The sequence below is a fragment of the Occallatibacter savannae genome (assembly GCF_003131205.1).
Lineage (GTDB): Bacteria > Acidobacteriota > Terriglobia > Terriglobales > Acidobacteriaceae > Telmatobacter > Telmatobacter savannae.
On record NZ_QFFY01000002.1, the window covers coordinates 622,558 to 644,436 of the forward strand.

The following is a 21,879-nucleotide window of genomic DNA, read 5'->3' on the forward strand; positions in this document are numbered from 1 at the left end:
TCGGTCATGACGCAGGTGGCCGGGCAGAAATGATGCCGTCACCTTCTCGGATCGTAAGAATCTGGTTGACCTTTACCTTCTCGAAGCGCTCGATTTTCTGCGTTGTAGGCCACTTCACTTCAATGACATCGATCGTCTTGGCTGAGCCAAGGCCGAAGTGCAGCCTGAGGTCATTCTGCGACATGACGCTGGCGCCACTCTGGACCTCTGCCATTTGAGCATGTTTACCGACGATGACTCGAGCCCGGGCGCCGATTGCCGTTCGATTGCACTTGGTGCCGACGAGCTTCAGCTTGATCCAGTTCTGTTTGTTGCCGCCGATGTTGTGAAGCAGCGATGGAAGCTCGTTCATGTTCAGGATCAAAATGTCCATGCCGCCATCATTGTCGTAGTCTCCGAAAGCCGCGCCACGACTTGAGTAGCGAGCGGTGATTCCCGGCCCCATGCTCGCGGAAACATCTTTGAAACTCCCGTTTCCGAGGTTCTTATATACAAGCCTGGGATTCTTGAACGTCTCGCCGAAGTTGTACTTGTCGATCTCGGGGTAGACGTGCCCGTTGATCTGTACGATGTCAGACCATCCGTCATTGTCGTAGTCGATGAAGCCGCAACCCCAGGCGACGTAGGTGTTGTTGATCCCTAAACCGGAATTGAAAGAAAGATCGGTGAACGTACCATCGCCGTTGTTGTGGTAGAGGTCGCTGGTGTCGTCGGCGAAGTTGGTCTTGAAGATGTCGAACCAACCGTCGCAGTCGTAATCCGCGACGCCCAAGCCCATACCGGCTTGTTCGTGGCCGTCCGCGTTGTAGGCGCACCCGGAGATGACGGCGACATCTGTGAATGTGCCGTCGTGGTTGTTTTGGTAAAGAATGCTGGGCATTGAGTCGACAGCGACGTAGATGTCAGGCCATCCATCGTTATCGAAGTCGCAGCAGACCGAAGTGATCGAGTAGCGAGGGCCGGGTTTGAGAATCCCCGCTTTCTCCGAGACATCCGTGAATGTTCCGTCTCCGTTGTTGTGGTAGAGGATGTTGGTGTCGCCGGGCAGGCCGCGAGGACCGCACATTGTCGGAACACCTTTCCACTGGCAAAAGCTCGCATTGTCGATGGAGGGCGGGTTGTCGGGATCGAGACGGACGAAATTACATACGAACAGGTCGAGATGGCCGTCGCGGTCGTAATCTACAAAGCTGCAGCCGGTGCCCCATCGGCCCTTCTCCTGTGCAAGGCCCGCCTTCTTTGTGACATCGGTGAAGGTTCCATTCCCGTTATTGTGAAAAAGAATGTTATGTCCCCAGAAGGTGCAAAAGATGTCGTCCCACCCGTCGTTATCGTAGTCGCCGACGCAAACACCGGTCTGCCAGCCGCTTCGGCCGATTCCTGATTTTTCCGTAACGTCTGTGAATGTGCCGTCTCGGTTGTTCTTGAACAGGTGTGTCGTGGGAGCCGAGCCTGCAGGCCATTTCGCGTCAAGCCGGCTTCCGTTGGTGAGGTAGATATCGAGCCAACCATCGTTGTCGTAATCGAAGAAGGCGATTCCGCTACCTTTGGTCTCGATAATGATGCGCTTATGTTCGGTCCCGCCCCAGACGTTCGCTACGTTTAGACCTGCACGCTCGGCGACATCGATGAACTGCACTGGCGAAGCCGGAGTGGACGCCACAGCGGCTTTCAACTGCTGAGAAGCGCGCGATCTCCACAGCGGCGTTGTGAGACGGTCAAGTAGAGCGTTGCCGAGAAGGAAGCCAGTGGATCCGAGAAAGCGGCGGCGTGGGATGATCATGCGATTCCGAGATTATAGAAAGTCAGCAGATAAGAAGGAAACTTGATCACCGCGGCTTCACCTTTGGAAATGAATGGGGAACGATGCCCACACCCTCCTTCACGGCCACGATGCTGTCGATGGGAACGTTGGTAAGCTTGTCCACTTGCCCGCTGGGCCACGTGATCTGGAGTGAGTCGATCCTGGATCGTTTGCCCAATCCAAAGTGAATCCGCGGATCGCTTGCCGACATGTAGCTTGTTCCGCCTTTCGCCTGGTCCACCTGGGTAACACCGCCAGTAGCTAGTTTGAGTACTGAGCCAGTTCCATCGCGATTCGACTTCGTCCCAATCAGAAGTATCTCAGCCCAGTGATTCGGGGTTCCTTCATTCTTCAGAAGTAGCGGTTCCTCACCTCGGCAGTTAACCGCGATGCCGACCTGACCGTCGTTCAAAAAGTCTGCCGTTGCAAGGCCGCGTCCCACCATTGGACGGTTGAAATCCGGACCGAGCGAGTCTGAAACCTTCTCGAACTTCCCGCGCCCGAGATTGCGAAACATCAGCAGCGGCTCCTTGTAGGTAACCAGGCTGTGGTAGAGCTGCACGTTGTCAAGCATGGCTCCGTTCGCCTGGAGGATGTCGGGCCAGCCGTCGTTGTCGTAATCCATGAACTTCGCAGCGACCCCGCTCAGGAGGATGGCTTTGTTTCCGATGCCTGAGCTGTAGGTTGCGTCGGAAAACGTACCGTCACCATTGTTGTGATAGAGGCGGTTCAGCTCGAAATCAAGATGGGTGATGTAAATGTCGAGGTTCCCGTCCCCGTCAACGTCAGCCGCGTCGATGCCCATTCCTGCTTCGTAGCGGCCGTCTTCGCTCGCGGCGAGGCCTGAGATCAGCGAAACGTCATTGAACGTGCCGTCGTGGTTGTTCTCGAAAAGGAAGTTGGGCCAGGTGTCGTTGGCCACCGCGATATCGGGCCAGCCATCGTTGTTCAAGTCCGCGAGCACCATGCTCATTCCTTTGGACTCCGGTTTGGCTACACCCGATTTCTCGCTTACGTCTGTGAAGGTGCCGTCGTGATTGTTGTGGTAGAGGGTGGTCTTCTGGCCGCGATAGTTGTTTGGATTGCAGTAGGACCTGTAGCCCGGCTTGTGTTCTCCGCACCAGAGGTTATTTTTCGGCGACCAATCGATATAGTTCGTGACCACGAGGTCGAGCCAGCCATCCTTGTCATAATCAAACCACCCGGCGCTCGTAGACCAGTTCTCTTTGTCAGCGACACCTGCTCCCGCGGTCACGTCAGTGAAAGTTCCGTCACCGTTGTTGTGGTAAAGAATCGCGCTACCGTACCCCGTCACATAGATGTCGGGATACCCATCATTGTCGAAGTCACCGATCGCTACGCCCTGGCCATAGTGCCCTTCGCCTCCGACGTGGGCTTTCTCCGTCACATCTGTAAACGTGCCGTCTCCGTTGTTGCGGTAAAGGGCGGAGCGCAGCGGGTGAGCGGGCTTGTAGGCGTCCGTAGCTCCGGATTGAACAAGATAGATATCCAACAATCCGTCCTGATCGTAATCGAGGAATGCAACTCCAGTGCCCATCGTCTCGAGGTAATACTTCTCCTCGGTTTCCGTCGAGTCCTGAACAAAATGAATTCCGGCGGAGTTGTGTATGTCGACGAACCTGACCGACGGGGCAGGGGCTGTTCCGTGAATAACAGGCTTGCTCGTTCTTTGGGTGAAAGCGGATGTGCCGTGTGCAGATAATTCAACTGCAATCGCAACCGCGACAGCCGTTGCGCGAAGGAATCGAACGTTCATAGGGTCTGGTCCGACAGCGACAGCGCGAACTGCAGCAGCTGTTGCCGCTTCTCCGCCGCCAGGGAATGTGTCGTAGCTTCACCTGGAGCAGTCGCGCGATCAAGGACCTGTTCAATGCGGCTGATGTCAAGGCTCGGTCCAACGCTGCTTTCCTTGAAGCGATTCAAGACCTCTTTTGCTTTGTCAATTTCGCCGATTTGAAAATAGAGCACCCCCAGAGTCGAGTAAGCGCCCGCCCACTCCGGCAGCAGCTCTATCGCATGTTCGAATCGAGATGCTGCTTCATCCGCATTGCCCGCCATCGCCGCCACAAGGCCAAGCCCCCATGAAATCTTCCCGGAATGAGGTATGCGTGTCTGGCCCTTCGCCAGAACCTTCTGTGCCGCGGCTGCGTCGTTGGATCGCAGGTTGACGAGTGCGAGCGAGAGGTAGTTCTGGTCGTTGTCCGGATTGCGAGAGATTGCGTCGTTGAAGATCGCGGCTGCGTTGGCATTGTCGCCAAGATGCGCGTAGATGTCGCCCATCAGCGTGAGATACGCGTCATCCTTTTTGCCAGCTTCTGAGACCTGCTGGGCAGTCTCCATCGCCTGCGCATACTTGCGTTCTTCGAAGTAGGCATTAGCGAGATTGAACTTGACTTCGTCTGAGTTCGGATTAGCCTGCAGAGCGGATTGGAAGTGCGCAATCGCATCGTCATATAGGCGGTATCGTGATAGCAGGACACCGGTGCCGTTCAAAGTGCGGAAGTCGTTCGAGCTCAGATTGTCGAGCTCACCTACAGTCTTTCGGGCTTCCTCAAGTCTGCCGGATTTCAGGTACGCTTCCACCAGCATGTAAAGGTTTTGCGGCTGATTCGGGTGTCGCTGGATCTCAGCCTGCAGTTCGGTAATGTCGAGTTGTGTGCGAGCGCCGGCACCCAGCTCCGAGCGGCTATTGAGATAGTCAAACAGATGTTCGAATGGATAGGGCCCGGCCTGGGCGTTTTTGGAAAGAGTTTTGAATACGTTCAAATCGCGGTTCGCAGCTTCGTTCTCGTGCAGGCCTCTCTCAACCATGGCGAGTTTGTAGTAACCGTTTGCGGGGTCTGGTGCGACTTTCACGTAGCGGCGCAATAGTTCTTCGGCCTGAGGTAGCCGCTTTGCGGCGCTGTGGATGTTGGCCAATTCCAAGAGGGCATCAGAGTACTTCGGGTTGTACCTGAGTGTCTCTTCGAAGTACCGCTGGGCGCCTGCGGCATCTCCCTGCCGCTCAGCGATGAATCCAAGGTTGAAGAGACATGTCGCACTGTGCGGATCAAGCGCGATGCCACGGTCGAAGTACTTCTTGGCCTCATCGAAGCGGCCCAGGTTTCGGTATGAGAGCCCCAAGAAAGCGTAGGATCGCGCCGATTTCTCAACATCGAGGAGCATGTTGAATTCCTCAATCGCCTTTTCAGTTTTGCCAGCCATGAAATAGCTCTGCCCAAGAGCGGCGAGGAGATCAGGGCGTTTGGGCGCAATCTTCAGACCGGACTCAAGTAAAGGAATCGCGTCCTCAAAATAGTTTTGAGACATCGTGATTTGCGCCGTGAGGGAGATGACGTCCACATTGTCCGGAGCAACTTTGTGGGCCCGCACTAGAGCATCCAGAGCATCCAGAGGACGAGACTGGCCCGCATAGCTTTGTGCGAGCAAATAAAGTGCGTCGGCATTTTCCGGCTGTATGCGAATCGCGCGGTTCAAAATCAGTTCTGCCTTCGCGTTCTCGCCTGTGCGAAGGAGAACCTGCGCGAGGTTATACAGCACTTCGAGGCTGTCGGGCTGCAGTGCAGCTGCTTGGTCCAGAACACGCTGAGCCGCTTTGTACTGTCGTTCCGATGCAAGCAGCAGACCCAGTGAAAATTGAACCTTGACGTCGCTCTTGTTGCGGTTCGCGAGATCATCTGCTGCGCGCAATGCGTCTGCGGTACGGTGCGTCTGAAGATAAGCACGTATCAGGTTCAATTGCGCTTGAGGAGTGTGCACGTGCAAGAGATACGGAATCGACTCTGCCGCGCTGCCGTTCATCATGAGCAGCACACCGAGATTGTAGTTAGCGTCGAGATTGGCCGGCTCGCTGCGCAAAGCCGCGCGGAACTGGCGCTCTGCGAGATCGAATTGACGCTGAGCTGCGTACGCGTTGCCAAGATTGTTCAGCGTTTTCGCAGAGCCGGGCTTCATGCGCAATGCATGCTGAAATGCGTCGACAGCTTCCGAATAGTTCTGCTGGCTCGAGTCGATGATGCCGAGCAAGTTGTAACCGTCCACACTCGGATGCGTCTTTAACTGCTCAAGCGCGTCAGTCCGAGCCTCTGCCAGCCTGTGTTGTGCGAGGAGCTCTTCCGCATCGTGAAATGGTGAGATTGAGGCTTTTTGTTGCGCAAGACTGGAAACGCAGAGAGCTGCGATGACGCCTGCCCAACGAGCGGATCCTCGGCAACAGATAACCGCTCCCTTCGATGACATGCGAGGATCCACCTTCTGAATACCTGTTTTAGAGCGAGCTTATGGCGCAGATTGTAGCACCGCGAGACCATCTCGTGCGTTCGCGTTATTCGGTTGCAGCTTCAGGAGTTGCTCCAGAATGTCACGCGCCTTCTGCCGCTCATTTCGGGATGCATAGAGGCGCGCGAGATTCAGATATGACTGATCGAATGATGGAGCGACAGCAATGGCAGTCTTGAACAGGTCTTCTGCTCCGGTCGCATCATTTTGCCGTACGTGGATCACGCCGAGGTTGTTGAGCGCTTCTGGATATCCAGGACGCAATGCTATGGCTCGCTGCAGATGCTGAGCAGCCTGATCGAGTTCACCCTGCTGCGCGAAAAGCATCCCGATACTGTACTGCACGTCGGCGTCATCGGGCCTCAGAGATAGAGCTCGATTCAGGAAGTCTCGCGCTTTATCGAAAGCGCGTTGACGGCGATAGAGATTCCCGAGGTTCATGTGCGCGGTGTAGTAGCCTGGCTGAATCTCGATCGATTTGTGAAAGTACTGAATTGCCTCTTCGGCTTGCCCCTGTTGCGCTGCGATCATCCCCAGGTTGTTCCAAGCCTCGGCAAATCCAGGTCTCAATTCAACTGTCTTCTGCAGGAACGTCTTCGCCTCATCGGGGCGATTGCGGCGCAGGTTCAAAGTGCCGAGATTGTAGTAGGCGTTCGCATCGCTGGGCTTCGCCGCGATTACCTGCTCAAATGATTCCGCGGCCTGATCGAGGTACCCATGCTGATAGAGGGCTACACCGTAGGTGAAGTCATTGCGCTCAAACGAATCCTGCACAAGCAAGCCTGGAAACGGGAGAGCACGATGCATGCGTTCCTGCTGATTCCTGGGAATCGAAGTACTGTCTTCGAGAAACGGAAAAGACTCTGAGAAGCCCTGGTACACCTTCACGATCATCCCGTTGGCATCAAGCAAAAGGGAAAGTGGGACGGGCAGATCGCGCTGGCGGTCGAAGAGGTGTCGGTACAGAAGGTTGTAGATACCTGCCGCCTCGTCGGTTGCAAATAGGACGGTTGTGCTTGGGTCGTACTGAGATGCGATCTTGCTAGCCGTCGCGCGTTGTTCGGCTTCGTCGAGATTGAGCGCGAGAACCTTTAGTGACTTGCGTTTAAGATCAGCCGCGTGTGCGTTCAAGAACTCGATCTGCCGCAAACTCTCCTGGGAGGTTGTCGCCCAGAAGGTCAGGACCAAGGGATTTCCTCTCCAGGATTCGAGGGAGCGCGCTGTGCCATCGAGACCGGCAAGCGTGAATGCGGGCGCCTTGAGCGGCTGAATCAGCCATGTCTCGCATACACGCGGGAGTGTCTCCCTCGCGGCCGAGGATACGCGCGCTTCCGGCGCACGATAAGGCGAGAACGGCTCGGCATGGAAGGTCCCGGTCCCTTCTTCGATGCGGATTCGATTGAAGACAGGAAGCTGCTCGAATGTCTGGACGAGCCCCGAAGGCCAGCGGATGCTGGCTTGTACAGTACCTTCATGCGAGGCAAGGCCGAAGAAGAGCTCTTTCGAATGCTGCGAAAGAAAGCCTGAGCCGGCTTGCAGATACTTGGTCTGTACAAGCTTGCCCGCAGTCACCTTGATTGATGCACCGATTGCGTCTCGATTGCTCCGGGTTCCGCGAAGACAAAACGAGATCACCGCGCCGATTCTGGGCAGGGCATTATGCAGCACCCTGATCTGAGGCGCGTTGCGGTTTTTCAGAACCACTTCGAGCCTGCCATCGTGATCGAAATCGGCGAGAGCGAAGGCCCGTGAATCCTCTCGAAAATCCATCAGCAACGCGCCCGAGGCTTCAGAGAAAGTACCGTCCTGATTGTTTGAGAAGGCAACGTTACGCGCGTGACCGTGCCAGGTGTGATCGGAGCGAATGAGCTCATTGATGGCGTTCCAGCCGTTTTCGTATGCGGTGAGAGGCGTCGTATCTTCAGGAGATTTGGCGACGACCTGTCGCCAAAAAAAGCCGGCGAGCTCGTCGTCTTGAGGACTTGTAAGATATCCGTTCGTCACGTACAGATCGCTGAACCCATCGTGATCCCAATCCCAGAAGTCCGAAGACCACGCCCATCGTCCCATCTCCACTCCCGCGGAGTGCCCCACATTCTCGAACTGCCCGCCGCGGTTATGGTAGAGAGCATTGCCGCGTGCGTGCCGCCGATACAGTTCGCGGATGCTATCTGGCGCATCACTGTGAAATTGCGGCTGCTCTGATATGCGCTGCCCCGCCGCTTCCCACATGCTCGGGACATAGATTTCCTGCCCGCCGTCGTTATCGTAGTCGGACCAGCAGCAGCCCATGCCCGCACCAACGCTCTGGATATGTGCTTCTTGGGAGACGTCTTTGAACGTGCCGTCGCCATTGTTGCGATACAGCTGCGAACTTCCAAAGTCATTGGCGACGAATAGATCGAGCAAGCCGTTTCCGTTCGAGTCTCCCCATGTGCATGCGAAGCTGTAGCGATCGTTGTTGATGTTCAGACCGGAGCTCTGCGTGACCTCGATAAAGGTTCCATCACCCTGATTGCGGAAGAGGCAGTTCGGCGGCCCGTTTTTTGCGTCGTAATAGGGAACCGGGTAGTTGTATTGCTCGAGACCGACGTAGTACATGTACAGGCAGAAGTAGACATCGAGATGGCCATCGTTATCGTAGTCTGCAATTGCGGCATGAGTGAATGAGCCCTGCGGCGGGCGCGCGAACTTGAACGCATCGTGCTTGAGGCTGAATGTGCCATCTCCGTTGTTTAAGAACAGAAGCGGACCGGTGCCGCATACGACGAGCAGATCCTGGCGTCCCCGATTCAGGAAGTCCGCAAACAGCGCGCACGCGCTGCCGTCGAGAACACCAACTCCCGCCTTCTCGGTGACATCTTCGAAGATTCCATCGCCGCGGTTCCGATAAAGGCGATTTGGAAGTCCTGCGGGCTGGCAGATGTAAAGATCGTCCAGCCCGTCGCCGTCAAAATCCCCTGCTGCGATACCGTTGTTGCCGTAAATATCGATTCCGGTTGCGCCATCCAGTACCGTACGCCAGTGGTCCGCTCCGCGCGAAAGCTGCGATTCGTAGGAAGGAATTGCTCCGAACGTCTCCGAGGTAATGTCGACAAAAGCTGGGTTCTCCACCGCGCACACCACTTCGCCACCGAATTGCCACATTCGAGCTTTCCAGTGATCGGAGGCGTCGTGGAACCACTCCATCTTCCAGGTTCCAACGCGCTCCTGGCGTTTGTTCTTCTCGACCCTCGACACCAGGTTGTAGCGCACTTCGACTCGCACGGTAACTGGTGTGGCGTTCGTCTGCTCGATGCTGAAGATTTCGAACTCCGTCGTTTCGATCGCGAGAGCCGATCCGATCCACTTATCAAGGCTCCTGACCATTTCATCGCGCGAGATTCTCTTGATGGATGAGAAGACACGCCTCGAAGTATCCACGCCGAATCCCGAACGGATCACGGTCTCCTTCCACAAGGCGGGATCGGACGCTTCGATCAAATCGCTCAAGATCTCTGAAGCTGCCTCATACCCCTTAGTGTTCTTTTCCAGCGTGTTGCCCCATCGACCGAGGATGGCTTCGATCTCTACCGCGAATTTCTCCAGAGGAAATTCATCAGATCCTGGCGGAACTTTGGCGAGAACTCCCGACAAAGGAGAGGTCACCGGATAGTGAGGCACGAGCTTTCCCTCCGCTAGGAGCAGATCTCCGAGGGGAAGCTCAAGATAGGAAGCTGGGCGGCTGAAGGGGTAAACAGGTGCTGATCGAATTAGCAGTGGAGCGGATGCCAACGATTTCAGAATTGAGCGTCTTGAGAAGCCTGGCGCATTCAGCTTGAGGGGGAACTTCATTCGGAGTTTTTCGCGTGCGAATGGTCGAAATCATAGCATCCCGGCTGTGCCTCCAGAGCTGGGCCGGGAAATCCACAGCCTCTCCCAAATACATGACCAAACTGCGCCCGGAGGCTTTCCATAACGTCAAAGTGGCGTTTTGCACGGTGCTGCAGGTCGCAACTCTGTGCTGTGCGCTCCCCAGCCTCAAGGTATGGCAGATAAAGGCATTTACAAAGGGGCTTAGCGTTCGTGTTGAGGTGGACGGTCCTACCTGAACACGTGGCAGAATGATGAGGATTTAGAGCCAGCTACAACTTTTGATTGACAAACATTGCGTGAATCGCCTAACTTTTCTCGCGAGCAATGAAACCGTTTACAGGAAAACGATTTCATTGCGCCCCTGTACCCACAACAACCTGCTTCACAGATAAGAAGTGTGTCCCAGACGAGGAAACAGAGGATCGGAGGTTATTCTCATGGGCCGTGACTCCAGCAAGCTGAAAATGGTGAGGGCACTACGGTACGCAGTTCTGGCGATCGTATGCATACTCGTCATCCAAACCAAACCCATGTATGGCCAGGTAGACGAAGGAGCCATCACAGGAACGGTTCAAGATTCGAGCGGTGCCGTCGTGCCGAACGCAGATGTCACGCTGTTGAATACGGACCAGGGGATCACCCTTCAAACCAAGTCCAACGCAAGCGGGATCTACACGTTTTCTCCCGTCCGCGCCGGACATTACGCAGTCACTGTGACGGCGCAGGGCTTTGCGAAGACGACGCAGAAGAACCTCACGCTCAGCGTTGCGCAGACGCTTCAAGTGAACATCTCGCTGAAGCTTGGCGGCACGACGGAGACCGTCGAAGTGAACACGACGCCTCCGCAGTTGCAGACCGAAGAGGCTTCGGTTGGGCAGGTGGTGAGCGGCCAGGAGGTCAACAACCTTCCGCTCAACGGCCGTAACTTCACGTTTCTCGCTCAGCTCGGCGCCGGCATGCAGACGCCGCAGGCTGACACGCGCGGCAACGCGGCCTCGGGCGCCTTTTCGGCGAACGGACTGCGACCGGCGCAGAACAACTACCTTCTCGACGGTATCGACAACAACTCGAACGCAGTCGACTTCCTGAACGGCACAAATTTCGTGATCCTGCCACCGGTTGATGCCATTCAGGAGTTCAAAGTTCAGACGGCTGACTTCAGCGCGGAACTCGGACGTTCTGCCGGTGCCGTCATGAACGCCACCATCAAGTCTGGTACCAACAGCCTGCACGGCACCGTCTGGGAGTTCCTCCGCAACGACAAGTTCGATGCGGCCGACTATTTTGAGAACAACAACAAGATCAAGAAGGGCAGACTTCGCCTGAACCAGTTCGGCGTGTCGGCCGGCGGCCCGATCATCAAGAACAAGATGTTCTTCTTCGGCGACTACGAAGGGAAGCGTCGAGTCCAGGGCACATCAGAGAACGCGAACGTTCCCACCGCCGCAATGCGGAGCAGTAACTACACGAATCTGGCTGATATTCTCGCGCTCAACGATGGAACCACTCGCCCCGATCTTCTGGGTCGTGCGATCCAAAAGGGCGCAGTTCTCGATCCGGCAACGACGCGCTATGTAGCAGCCGGTGCGGTGGACCCGGTCTCCGGACGAACCAACACCTCGGGAAGCGCCGGCTACGTGCGCGATCCATTCAGCACGAAGTGCGGTCCGTCAACGGCCAGCTTCACGCTAGCGGCTTGCTCCGACCTCAACCAGCTGCCTGCCGGCCGGATCGATCCGAACGCGGTCAAGCTGCTGAATCTTTACCCGGCTCCGAATTCGGGATTGCAGACCTACGCTGTCAGCCCGAATACCTATGAGCACGCCAACACCTTCGATACGCGCGAAGACTTCAACCCCACCGAGCACAACCAGATCTTCTTCCGCTTCAGCTATTCCGATGATCCGATCTACATCCCTGGTATCTTCGGCGGTATCGCTGACGGCGGATCGTTCCAGCAGGGCGTGCAGACGGCGAAATCGGATCAGGCTGTCGCGGGGTTCACGCACGTCTTCAGTGGATCGACGGTTAACCAGGTACGTGCCGGTTTCAACCACCTGCACACCACGCGCTTCGGGCCGGAAGGCACCGTGAATGGACTGCCCGACCAGTACGGAATCGCAAATATTCCGCAGGGACAGGAGAATGGCGGACTGCCGGCGTTCTCGATAGGCAACCTCCAGACCCTTGGAAGCAATGCCTTCCTGCCTTCCGACGAAGTTAGCCAGACGTTACAGGTCACAGACGACTTCACGAAGATCTACGGCAAGCACAGCTTCAAGATGGGAATCGAATACCAGCACGTGAAGTTCTCGACGTTGCAGCCTGCCTGGTCGCACGGGCAGTTCCAGTACAACGGCGGCTTCACGGATATTCCAAATGCTTCGAACACGACGGGCGGTATCGCCCAATTCGTACTGCCTCCGACGGCAGCTCCGGCAACCATCGCTGGCAATGCCAACCCGAACGGCTTCAGCTATTCGGGCGGATCTGACGGCGTGTTTGCATCCAACATCAACAAGACGTACGACGAGAAGATGTACTTCGCTTCGTACTTCCAGGATGATTTCAAGGTCAGCCCCAAGCTGACGGTGAACCTCGGTCTTCGCTGGGATTACTTCGGACCTATCAACGAAACGAACGGCGGGCAGGCCAACTTCGTTCCGAGCGGTCCTCCAGATGGAAAACCTGAGTTCATCATTCCTGCCAAGGGCAAGGACAACCGCACCCTCTCAACGAACGCGACCTGCCAGGGAATCGGGTGCAAGGGCTTTGTCGACCTGCTAGCGCAAGACGGCATCGCGCTCAACTCGACCGACAAGTATGGTCAAGGTTTGTTGCAGACGCAGAAGCATAACTTTGCTCCTCGCGTAGGCGCGGCCTGGGAGGTTTCCCCGAAACTGGTCGTACGCGGCGGCTTCGGACTCTTTTACAACTCGTTTGAAAATCAAGGATACGGACCGAACATCGGCGAGAACTACCCGTTTGTGTTCAACCTGTCGTACTTCCCGCAGTCGAACCCGGCTGATCCAAGCCAATCGTCACAGGTAGCGCCGATCAAGTACAACTCGCCCTACGCGAATTGTCCGACCAGCGGACCGGGTGGAACGGCGTCGTTCGAATCTGGATTCTCTTGCATTCCTCTCACTCCAGCGGCTTTGAATGCGCTCGGACTTGGTCTGCAGGGACTTCAGTTTGATTATGCAACTCCTCGAACCTACAGCGCCAACCTCACCTTCCAATACTCGTTCACAAACACCTTGGCTGCGACGGCCTCGTACGTAACGACGAAGGGATCGGATCTTCAGGGTGGCGTCGGCTATCAGAACGTAACGCAGATTCTGCCTTCCGGTTTGGACACCAAGAACTGCGGCGCATTCGCCAAGTTCCAAGGTGGCAGTTGCGTTCCGTTCAAGGACTTCGGAGGCGGCAGCTATCAGGCCACCTATGGAGAAAGCCGCTACCACGGCCTGCAGACAAAGCTCGAAAAACAGTACGCGAACGGGCTTACCTTCCTGCTTACGTACACATGGTCCAAGACGATGTCGGACGCAGGCGACTTGCTGAACGGCGGGACCACCGGCGGTCTGCGCGCCTACGCAATTCCGGGGCTCGGTCCGAAGTTCGACTACGCTCTGGCAAACTTCGATATTCGCCACGTGGTCCACTTCAGCGGCGGATATGAACTACCGTTCGGCAAAGGCAAGCAGTACATGAACCACGGTGGTCCAGCAGATCTGATTCTCGGTGGCTGGGCGATGAACTGGATCGTGACTCTGCAAGGTGGTCAGCCTTTGAACTTCGGTTGCCCGTCAGGGACCGTTGCTGGAGCGGGCTGCAACACGGTACTTGTCAAGGGTCAGGACCCGAAGCTGGGAATCAAGACCAAGACAATCGACGGTGCTCCGCGGCCGTTCTGGGTTAACAATCCAGCTGCGTTCAGTCAGCCTTGCCAACTTACTTGGGACGGAACAAATCCAGGTAGCCTTGCTCCAAAGCCTGATTCTCCGAAGGGTTGCATCCCCCTGAATGGAGCAGGCGCACTCGGCAGCAAACCGGGACAGATCGCTGGTCCCGGCTTCCACCGACTCGACTACTCACTCTTTAAGAACTTCAAGATCAGCGAGCGGTTCTCAACCCAGTTCCGCGCAGAGTTCTTCAACATTCTCAACCACCCGAACTTCAACGCTCCCAACTTCGGCGGCAACGGCGTAGTGGCGATCGGCGGTTCGGGCAACTACACCGACCCGCACTTCGGCGAAGTTGGATCAACCCGTGACGAGCCATTCGATCCACGCCAGATCCAATTTGCTCTGAAGCTGTACTACTAGGCTAAGATTGACTACACCCCGGTCGGATGATTCCGGCCGGGGTGTTTCAATCTGGGCCACGCTGCTCACGCGGAGGCGAATTGTGAGCAATCAGTTCCGGCGGCGCTGTCTAGTCATGGCTGCATGCATGATCTGGACGAGTTGCATGGCCGGTCAAACGAAAGACACTCGCAAACTTGACGAGCAGTATCAGGCTGCGGTGGCTGACTTCGATGCCGGCCGCTTCGCGCAGGCAGCATCCCGCCTCGAAAAACTCCTCCCCTATGCACCAAAGAGCTTCGAGATCCACGAACTGCTGGGCATGGCCTACGCGTCTGTCCCTGAGGGCGAGAAGGCTATTGAACAGTTGAGAGCCGCGGTGCGGATCAATCCCACCTCAGGCGAAGCCCGTACCAACCTCGGCGCCACCCTACTTCGTTTCGGAAAGCCCGCTCTGGCGGGGGAGCAGTTCGAACGCGCCCGCGCACTGCAGCCTGACAATTACGATGCGAATCACAACCTTGGCGAGTTCTACATCCAAACGGGGAAGGTGGCGGAGGCGCTGCCGTTGTTGAAGCGCGCCTACGAGCTGAACCAGAGTGCGTACGACAATGGGTACGATCTGGCAATGGCTGACTTCATGACGGGCAATCTCGAGGAGGCCAGGACTGTAGTCAAGTCTCTGCTCCAGCAGAAAGAAAGCGGCGAACTGCATGCCCTAATGGGCCAAATTGATGAGAAAGACGGCAAGTTTGTGGATGCGGCGAACGACTACGAGGCAGCGGCTCACCTGGAGCCCAGCGAAGATAACCTCTTCGCCTGGGGAAGCGAGATGCTGCTGCATCGTACCTACGAGCCGGCTATTCAGATTTTCCAAAAGGCTTCAGAGATGTATCCGAAGTCGCCCCGCATTCTTATCGGCCTGGGGCTCGCTTTGTATTCCCGAGGGATCTATGACAAAGCGGTGCAGGCGTTGATTGCAGCTGCAGACTTGAATCCGAAAGATGAGCGTTGCTATCTTTTTCTCTCCAAGGCCTACAACAGTTCACCGCTTCAGGCAGATGAAGTGGTAGACCGATTCAAGCGATATGCCAGTCTGCGGCCTGACAACGCACTCGCGCAGTATTATTACGCGGTGAGTCTCTGGAAGGGCAAGCGTGTAGGAAACGCAAACGTAGACGGCAGTCTGATTGAGACACTCTTGCAGAAAGCGTTAGCGCTGGACGATTCGCTTGCGGATGCCCACTTACAGCTAGGAAATCTATATGCGGATCGGCGCGAGTACGCGAGATCCATTCCCCAATACCAGCGAGCGCTTGAACTGGATCCGAATCTGCCGGATGCGCATTACAGGCTCGGGACCGATCTTATTCATACCGGGCAGAAGGAACAGGCTCAAAAAGAATTCGCGGTTTATCAAAAGCTGCGCGCTGAGCACCTTGCTGAAGTTCAAAAAGAGCATGATGATGTTCGGCAGTTCGTGTACGCGGAGAAGGGATCGAACACGGAAAGGCCATGATCGTGAATCGCTCCTCAGATGGACTTGAGACCGCCGTGTCAGTCAGCCGCACGCGCAGGGAATTTCTGCGAGATGCCGCGGGACTGGCACTGGGCGGCGCACTGATTCAGGCGAGCCCTTTTGTTCGAGCCGAGTCCGTGCGCAAAAAACGCAAAGTGGTGGTTGTCACCTTTGGTGGTGGCGCACGAGATCAGGAAACGTTTGCGCCAGAGGGCCAGGAAAACATTCCGCACATGCTGAACGAGATGGCTCCGCAATCGAGCTTCTTCACGCATGTGACGAACCAAGGGATTCTCGGGCATTATGTAGCCACCGCTAGCCTAGCAACGGGAGTCTACGAAACCCTGAATAACTTCGCGTCGGTTGCGCCGGAGCATCCGACCATCTTTGAGTACTTCAGGAAAGAACTCAAGCGGCCGTTGTCCGATGCATGGGTGGTGGCGCCCAGCAATGGTTTTCATCGCATCGGCGAGAGCGAAGTGAAAGGATTCGGCCCCGGACAGGGCGCGCGAGTCATTCTGCCGAAGAGACTCCTGGGTCTGACCAGTTCTGCCGGCACAGCAGATTTCGAACACCTCCTTCACGACAACTATGAAACGCCGCTCTATACACCGGCGTTGGCCGGCGGAGAAGTGGAGCTGCAGCAACTCGAGACCATCCTGAAGCTTTCGATTGGTGATTTCGCCGCGCACGCGCGCACTCTTTCAAGCCCGGACGAGCTGTCGTTGTACATTGCAAAACGTCTCATGCGCGAAGAATCGCCGAGTCTGCTCTGGATCACCATGCACGATATCGACGTCGCACACTCTGGAGCCTATTCGCTCTACATCGAAGGTATCCGCCGGACAGACCGCCTTTGTGCAGAGTTGTGGAAGGCTATCCAGACAGAGCCAGAGTATGCAGGCAATACCACCATGTTTGTGCTGCCTGACTTTGGGCGCGATTCGGACTTTGATGCGGGCGGAAACGGGTTTCAACATCACCGTACTGGCGATTCGGCCAGCAGGACCACATGGATGATGGCGCTCGGCGCCGGTGTGCGGCAGGGTGTTGTCTATGACACGCCGATTCAGTCGATCGACCTCGTTCCGAGCATTGGCGCGATGATGGGGTTCTCGCCATCGCAATCGAGCGGCAAATCCATACGAGAGTTGGCTTAGCCATGCTTCCGCGCGAACTGAAAGCCGAAAGCTTCGCGTCCTATCCGCCGCAGGCTCGCGCGATCGCAACGGAGCACCTGGGAGCATTACAGCGGCTGCCATTTGCGTTCGCTCCGAGCTTGCTGCGGGAGGTCATCGATTTCGACTACAAGTTTCCCGCCGAGCGCTCGACGCTTCAAGATGAGCTTTCGACTCTCGACAGCCTGTCAGATGCGGAACTGCATCAGTGGTTCGAAGCATTCTTCTCAATCTCGCTGTCCTCAACTCTTGAGAACTTCGACTGGGTGAACCTTCCGGCCCAATTTGTCGAACAGCAGGCTGCCTATCTCTGGTCAACTCACCAGCTAGACGGCTTCCGCAAGGCCGCTACGGAATACGGCGATCGGCTGAACCGGCTGAGGAAGCCCGAGCTTAATCGGCTGAGCAGGGTCGGAGTGGCAATTATCGGCAGAGAAGTACAAAGCTACAGCTCTCCGCTCTTCAAAAACCTGCGGAAGCATGGAACCTACTTCACAAATGTGAGCCCTCAGGGCGGGCTCGCTTGTTTGATGGCTGCTCTCGAGGAGAGAGCCCAAAATTATCCGCAGCCATTCGCGCACTGGTACGTCGAGGGAGGGGATTTAGAGCCGCATGGCAGTCACATCGCTTCTGTTTCCTACAGGGCTCTGACCCCAACGCGGAACGCCCTGTTGAAGCGGATGCAGGAGGAGATCAGTCGACCGGGCATGGGTCCTGAAGAACTTCGTGCAGTGATGGCTCGCTTAACTCCGACCGATTTGAAGGTGGAGACAGGGACTGACCCGGTACTGAGTCGCTTCGAGTTGAAATTATTAACGGAGGGCTCGGGTACTCAAATCTATAGCACTGCTTTTGCTCAATGGGCATCCCGCGAAGTGCTGCGCCGTGCCCAGCCTCTCACATTGCTCGTCAGGTATGCGCCGCGACAAAGGCAGCGCCCCATGAACGAATTGCTGGCCGGCGGGATTGGGCAAGCGGAACTCGATCCAGTCGGCTCGCTCATTGACGGCGACATGGGGGCGTACTACCAGTGGATCGATCAGCAGAGATTGTCTGAGTCTGAGCGTTCGAGCTTTATCGCGTGGTTCGAAGACCACCAGATTGCAGTAGCAATCGGCCCCGCAATGCCCAGGGGGGCGGAGTCAAACACCGCGATTGACATGGAAAAGCTCTTTTCCATGGCGGTTACCTAACAAGTTTCCTAAAGCGGGCGGTGCGGAATGGCGGAGAGAGGGGGATTCGAACCCCCGATTTTCGGCCAATCTCTACGTCTCTTAGAATCAACCTGATAGCGATTAGAATCAAGCACTTGGAAAGACTTGTTTCCGCTCGCCCTAACTTACGACAACCTACGCCAACCTCTTTGACCCCGATTCTAGCTCAAAAATCGTAACAGTCTTCATAACAGTAGGGCAGCGAGAACGGCTCTCCAGTGGACTGAGCGAATCCCGTTATATTCGCCTTATCTTCTCCTATAATGTTTCCATGTTCCCGACGCCCTCAGGCCGAAAAACGTTCGTGGTGACTTGCAAGCGATGCCGCCGAGACGTGCCCTCAGGCCGGGAGGGATTTCCAATTCAGTCCATCACCGGTGAATGTCCCTTGTGCGGTGAATTAAGTCGGTACCTGCCTCAGAGGTCTTCCTCGGACGACTTGACCATCCTCATCACTCACCAGCAGCGAACCGAGGGTAGGTGATGTTCGACCCGGATGCACACTTGCCCCGAATTAATAAAGCGATGGTGTATCTCGGTGCCTGTCTCATCGCCGGTATCCGGCTCGCACGGGAACGGCAGGTCAACGTGCGAGTGGTGCCTACCGGCAAGGCCATCGAAGAGTCGGTTGACCTTGCCCACGAGATTTACAACCGAGTGTTTCGGAAGGTGCCGGAGAAAATGAAAGAGGGGTGAGGTCGAATGCGCGGACGATTCGCGCCAGTTGCAGACTCAGCGGCTCCATGCTTCAGCCCATGAAGACGGTAACTGTCCAAGTTCAGGCTGACCATCTCAAGAGCCTCGCAAAGAAAAGGCCACTCTCGGCACTAGCTGAGCTTATCTGGAATGGTCTGGACGCGGATGCTGATGAAATTCAAGTGGTGTTTCAGAAGAATGACATCGAGGGCTTGACTCGTGTCATTGTTCGCGACGATGGGCATGGACTTCCGTAGGATGGGCATGGACTTCCGTAGGAGGAAGAAGAATCGGCTTTCCAAAACCTCGGCAGCTCGTGAAAGCGTTCCGCTCAGAAACCCGGAATAAGGCCCTGATTCTTTGCCAAGCCTTATCTAGATTGGACGTTCACTATTGGCACCGAGACTGGGTCTAGATGTGAACTCAAACTTCAGAACGTTACCCCCCACTAGCTTCCCTGACGTACCGCATTCCCCCGGCATTCAACAAATCCTGACAAGTACCGACTAGCGGACTGAACACCTCCTCACACGTCCAACTTCCGTATGTCGAGTGCATCTCCCGCAGCGTTGATTCGTACCGTTGAAAGATTGGCGAGAACCACGTTTGCTCGTTGATCAGCTTGCAGTATTGGGGTGCCATCTCCATGACGGTCTTTCCTAGCCCATGTACGTGTCCGACAAGGTAAGACGAACGGATGAGAATTTTCCCAAAGATGTTCCGAATCTCCCCTTCGACGAGCTTCTGGTTTTGATGAAAACGGTATCCGTGACGGGATTCGTCAGCCTTCTCCTTCGCCGACGAGAGCATGTCACACAGCCTCGGCTCTAGCTCTCCACAGTACGTGCGAATGCCCCACTGGGCACTGAGCCGGGAAGTGATATATTCCTTCCAGCAAATGTGGGCAGTGCTTAACAGATACTCATCGCTCGAGTCCTTGCCGCTGGGCTTGCCAAACTCCGGCAGTGTACGTCTCAGTACCTCATTGTCATGAGCGTGCGCTGCCTCGTGAGCAAGTAGATGCATTGCTCGGCTGTACATCTCGTGATCAGGATCATCGAGAGCCCAAGCCAGTTCCGACCTCAGTACGATGGAGGTCTTCACCAGACCATCACGGACAACTGGAATCGCCCTTGCGAAGTCGGTTCCGAACGCATCGTTGCTGGGAACCAGAGCCGGAGCTTTGAAACCTCGATCCAATTTGGCGAGAGTCTCGTGATAATCGTCGGCGATTGCTATCGAATCCAACCCGCTCAGATCGAGTTGAGTGCCGTACATCCGCATGAAGAACACAACAGTCTCCAAGATTCGCCGAGCGGTCTCTTGGGACGGGTATGCTCCGCTGATCGTCACCTTGACGTTCTGGGGCAGTGTCGATCTCTTGAGCAGGTCCTTAAAAGCTGCTCTGTACGAATCTCGCATGATTGGTAGTTTCAGGATGGCAGGTTTCTGCTCAAACGGAGTTCCCGTACCGGCGTGGTGTTATTACCCTCGTCACAAATGAGAAAGGTACAAACCTTTCGAGAAGAAAGAGTTGCGGAAGCGGACTGAATCTCGCCTACAATGGCCGCGTATGCCTTGCTGGGTGCACGCTGAACTCGAAACCGAGTGGAAAAGGCTTGTAGAACAACAGGTCGGTGCGCACTCGAGTGGGGATGACAGCCCCACCGTCCGCCTTTACTGGCAGATCATTGAACATCGCCGGTCTTGTGAGGTTTGCCGGGATGATGAGGCGATGCGGAGCATGGAAGAGACGCTCAAAAAGCAGTAGCGGCTTCTGCGATTGCCATCCGTGCCGCCCGAGTCTCCGCCGCTAGAATCTTCAGCACATTTAGTGACAGGACCGGGTCAGAGGCAATCATTTTGCAGAACTCCTCCGCTTCTATCGCTATGAGTTCCGATCTAGCAACAACAACGCCTGTCATCGAGTACGGCTGGTTGCCGAAAGCTGCTGGTACACCAACAATTGAGCCGTTCTCGGCGATGAATCCGATTGCATGGGAGGTCGAGAATGGCAGCGTGAGTGCCACAGCCCCGGAAATGACAAGGTAGACCCTCGTTGCAGATTCACCCTGCCGGAACAGAACAGCCGTGCGCGGGAAGGTCAAAGTCCTCCCACGTTGAATAAATTCTTTGATCAGTTCTGGGCTGGCCAAGATTCCCGAAAGCGGGGATGGCTGGGAGACTTCTAGGATGTCCTGTTTGATTGTGGAATCGTCGAGCACGAGAACTCCCTCCGAAGATGCTGCCAGAATTCGAACTCGGATGGAGTGACGAGCGTCACATACAGTTCATCAATTCGGGGCGAAGATCGTTTTAATAACCCAAAGCCAAATTCGGGGTAGCCTCCAAGCCATTTAGACGTGGCATTCCCCTTCCTCCCTGCAAGCCGCAGAACGCCTTGCAGGAGTGCTTCCTCTTACTGATTCAAGGCAGAGCTTTTGCACTGTAGGTCACGCGGAAGCAAGGGTTCTTCCCAGTTCCATCTGAAGATTGCATCGCAATACAATCAATCTGGAAGTCAATCGGTTTTACCCTCGCCAGCCGAACCTGTTCCCGGCTGGCGTTGTTTTTTCTCAAACGGGCTCCACGTTTACGGATGGGACACTTGACGTCACTACCAGAGAAGCTCAGACTATTCGCAAAACCCCGTCTTCCCGGCTCGGAGGTCAGCATGAACTTCATTGACCGTGATTTGAAGTGCGTCAACTGCGGAGTTGAGTTCGTGTTCACGGCAGGCGAACAGGAATTCTTCCGTGCCCGTGGCTTCACAAACACACCGAAGAGTTGCCGGGAGTGCAGGTCAAAGAAGAACCATCGACCGATGAGGGCTGATAGCAAAGTGACCTGCGCGGACTGCGGGTCGGCAACGACAGTACCCTTCACCCCACGCCAACATCGACCTGTGTATTGCCGTGCGTGCTTCAGTGAACACCGCTCTGAGGCGGAATCCCCCGTGTGCACTGCTATTTGAGCCTGAGGGTAACCAAAGAGGCAACAATCT

Annotated in this window: 13 protein-coding genes; 7 read left to right on the forward strand and 6 right to left on the reverse strand. The window is 55.8% G+C overall.

The window, feature by feature from the left end; all coding sequences use genetic code 11:
• Positions 1-4: 4 nt before the first annotated feature.
• From DHV10_RS10125 to DHV10_RS10140, 4 genes are read right to left on the reverse strand one after another with little or no spacing between them, the layout of a single operon-like run.
• Entirely contained in the window at positions 5-1,783 is a 1,779-nt protein-coding gene (locus tag DHV10_RS10125) for a CRTAC1 family protein (RefSeq protein ID WP_109486218.1), read from the reverse strand.
• Positions 1,784-1,829: 46 nt separating this feature from the next.
• Complete coding sequence (locus DHV10_RS10130) at positions 1,830-3,581, reverse strand: CRTAC1 family protein (RefSeq protein ID WP_109486219.1); 1,752 nt, start codon at positions 3,579-3,581, stop codon at positions 1,830-1,832.
• The gene (locus DHV10_RS10135) at positions 3,578-6,064 is read right to left on the reverse strand and encodes a tetratricopeptide repeat protein (protein WP_109486220.1); all 2,487 of its coding nucleotides are present in this window, start codon (positions 6,062-6,064) and stop codon (positions 3,578-3,580) included. Before DHV10_RS10135 ends, DHV10_RS10130 begins: the two co-directional genes overlap by 4 nt.
• 39 nt (positions 6,065-6,103) lie before the next feature.
• Positions 6,104-9,766: an FG-GAP-like repeat-containing protein gene (locus tag DHV10_RS10140; protein WP_239461447.1), complete on the reverse strand. Its 3,663-nt coding sequence runs from the start codon at positions 9,764-9,766 to the stop codon at positions 6,104-6,106.
• 629 nt (positions 9,767-10,395) lie between these two features.
• Here DHV10_RS10140 and DHV10_RS10150 point away from each other — a divergent pair.
• The 6 genes from DHV10_RS10150 to DHV10_RS28235 all read left to right on the forward strand — a co-directional run bounded on the left by DHV10_RS10150 (position 10,396) and on the right by DHV10_RS28235 (position 19,132).
• Positions 10,396-14,289, forward strand: a complete 3,894-nt coding sequence (locus tag DHV10_RS10150; protein ID WP_239461449.1) for a TonB-dependent receptor — start codon at positions 10,396-10,398, stop codon at positions 14,287-14,289.
• Positions 14,290-14,434: 145 nt separating this feature from the next.
• Positions 14,435-15,787 (forward strand): tetratricopeptide repeat protein, encoded by a 1,353-nt coding sequence (locus DHV10_RS10155; protein WP_239461450.1) that lies wholly within the window; start codon positions 14,435-14,437, stop codon positions 15,785-15,787.
• A gap of 35 nt (positions 15,788-15,822) precedes the next feature.
• Positions 15,823-16,947, forward strand: coding sequence for an alkaline phosphatase family protein (locus DHV10_RS10160; protein WP_239461452.1), 1,125 nt, complete (start codon positions 15,823-15,825; stop codon positions 16,945-16,947).
• A 2-nt stretch (positions 16,948-16,949) separates the two neighbouring features.
• Complete coding sequence (locus DHV10_RS10165) at positions 16,950-18,158, forward strand: hypothetical protein (RefSeq protein ID WP_109486224.1); 1,209 nt, start codon at positions 16,950-16,952, stop codon at positions 18,156-18,158.
• 525 nt (positions 18,159-18,683) lie between these two features.
• On the forward strand, positions 18,684-18,875 hold the full coding sequence (locus tag DHV10_RS10170; protein WP_162601393.1) for a hypothetical protein: 192 nt from the start codon (positions 18,684-18,686) through the stop codon (positions 18,873-18,875).
• 59 nt (positions 18,876-18,934) lie between these two features.
• Positions 18,935-19,132 (forward strand): ATP-binding protein, encoded by a 198-nt coding sequence (locus DHV10_RS28235; protein ID WP_162601394.1) that lies wholly within the window; start codon positions 18,935-18,937, stop codon positions 19,130-19,132.
• A 181-nt stretch (positions 19,133-19,313) separates the two neighbouring features.
• Here DHV10_RS28235 and DHV10_RS10180 read toward each other — a convergent pair whose 3' ends face one another.
• Both DHV10_RS10180 and DHV10_RS10190 read right to left on the reverse strand, forming a co-directional pair.
• Positions 19,314-20,168 (reverse strand): hypothetical protein, encoded by an 855-nt coding sequence (locus DHV10_RS10180; protein WP_162601395.1) that lies wholly within the window; start codon positions 20,166-20,168, stop codon positions 19,314-19,316.
• Positions 20,169-20,632: 464 nt separating this feature from the next.
• On the reverse strand, positions 20,633-21,100 hold the full coding sequence (locus DHV10_RS10190; protein WP_162601396.1) for a Crp/Fnr family transcriptional regulator: 468 nt from the start codon (positions 21,098-21,100) through the stop codon (positions 20,633-20,635).
• 449 nt (positions 21,101-21,549) lie between these two features.
• Between DHV10_RS10190 and DHV10_RS10195 the strand changes: the two genes are divergently transcribed.
• On the forward strand, positions 21,550-21,849 hold the full coding sequence (locus tag DHV10_RS10195; protein ID WP_109486230.1) for a zinc-ribbon domain containing protein: 300 nt from the start codon (positions 21,550-21,552) through the stop codon (positions 21,847-21,849).
• Positions 21,850-21,879: the final 30 nt, after the last annotated feature.

Coding starts and splice junctions, on each gene's coding strand:
- DHV10_RS10125 (WP_109486218.1), bottom strand. CDS start 1,783: ATGATCATCCCACGCCGCCGCTTTCTCGGATCCACTGGCTTCCTTCTC.
- DHV10_RS10130 (WP_109486219.1), bottom strand. CDS start 3,581: ATGAACGTTCGATTCCTTCGCGCAACGGCTGTCGCGGTTGCGATTGCA.
- DHV10_RS10135 (WP_109486220.1), bottom strand. CDS start 6,064: ATGTCATCGAAGGGAGCGGTTATCTGTTGCCGAGGATCCGCTCGTTGG.
- DHV10_RS10150 (WP_239461449.1), top strand. CDS start 10,396: ATGGGCCGTGACTCCAGCAAGCTGAAAATGGTGAGGGCACTACGGTAC.
- DHV10_RS10155 (WP_239461450.1), top strand. CDS start 14,435: ATGGCCGGTCAAACGAAAGACACTCGCAAACTTGACGAGCAGTATCAG.
- DHV10_RS10165 (WP_109486224.1), top strand. CDS start 16,950: ATGCTTCCGCGCGAACTGAAAGCCGAAAGCTTCGCGTCCTATCCGCCG.
- DHV10_RS28235 (WP_162601394.1), top strand. CDS start 18,935: ATGAAGACGGTAACTGTCCAAGTTCAGGCTGACCATCTCAAGAGCCTC.
- DHV10_RS10195 (WP_109486230.1), top strand. CDS start 21,550: ATGAACTTCATTGACCGTGATTTGAAGTGCGTCAACTGCGGAGTTGAG.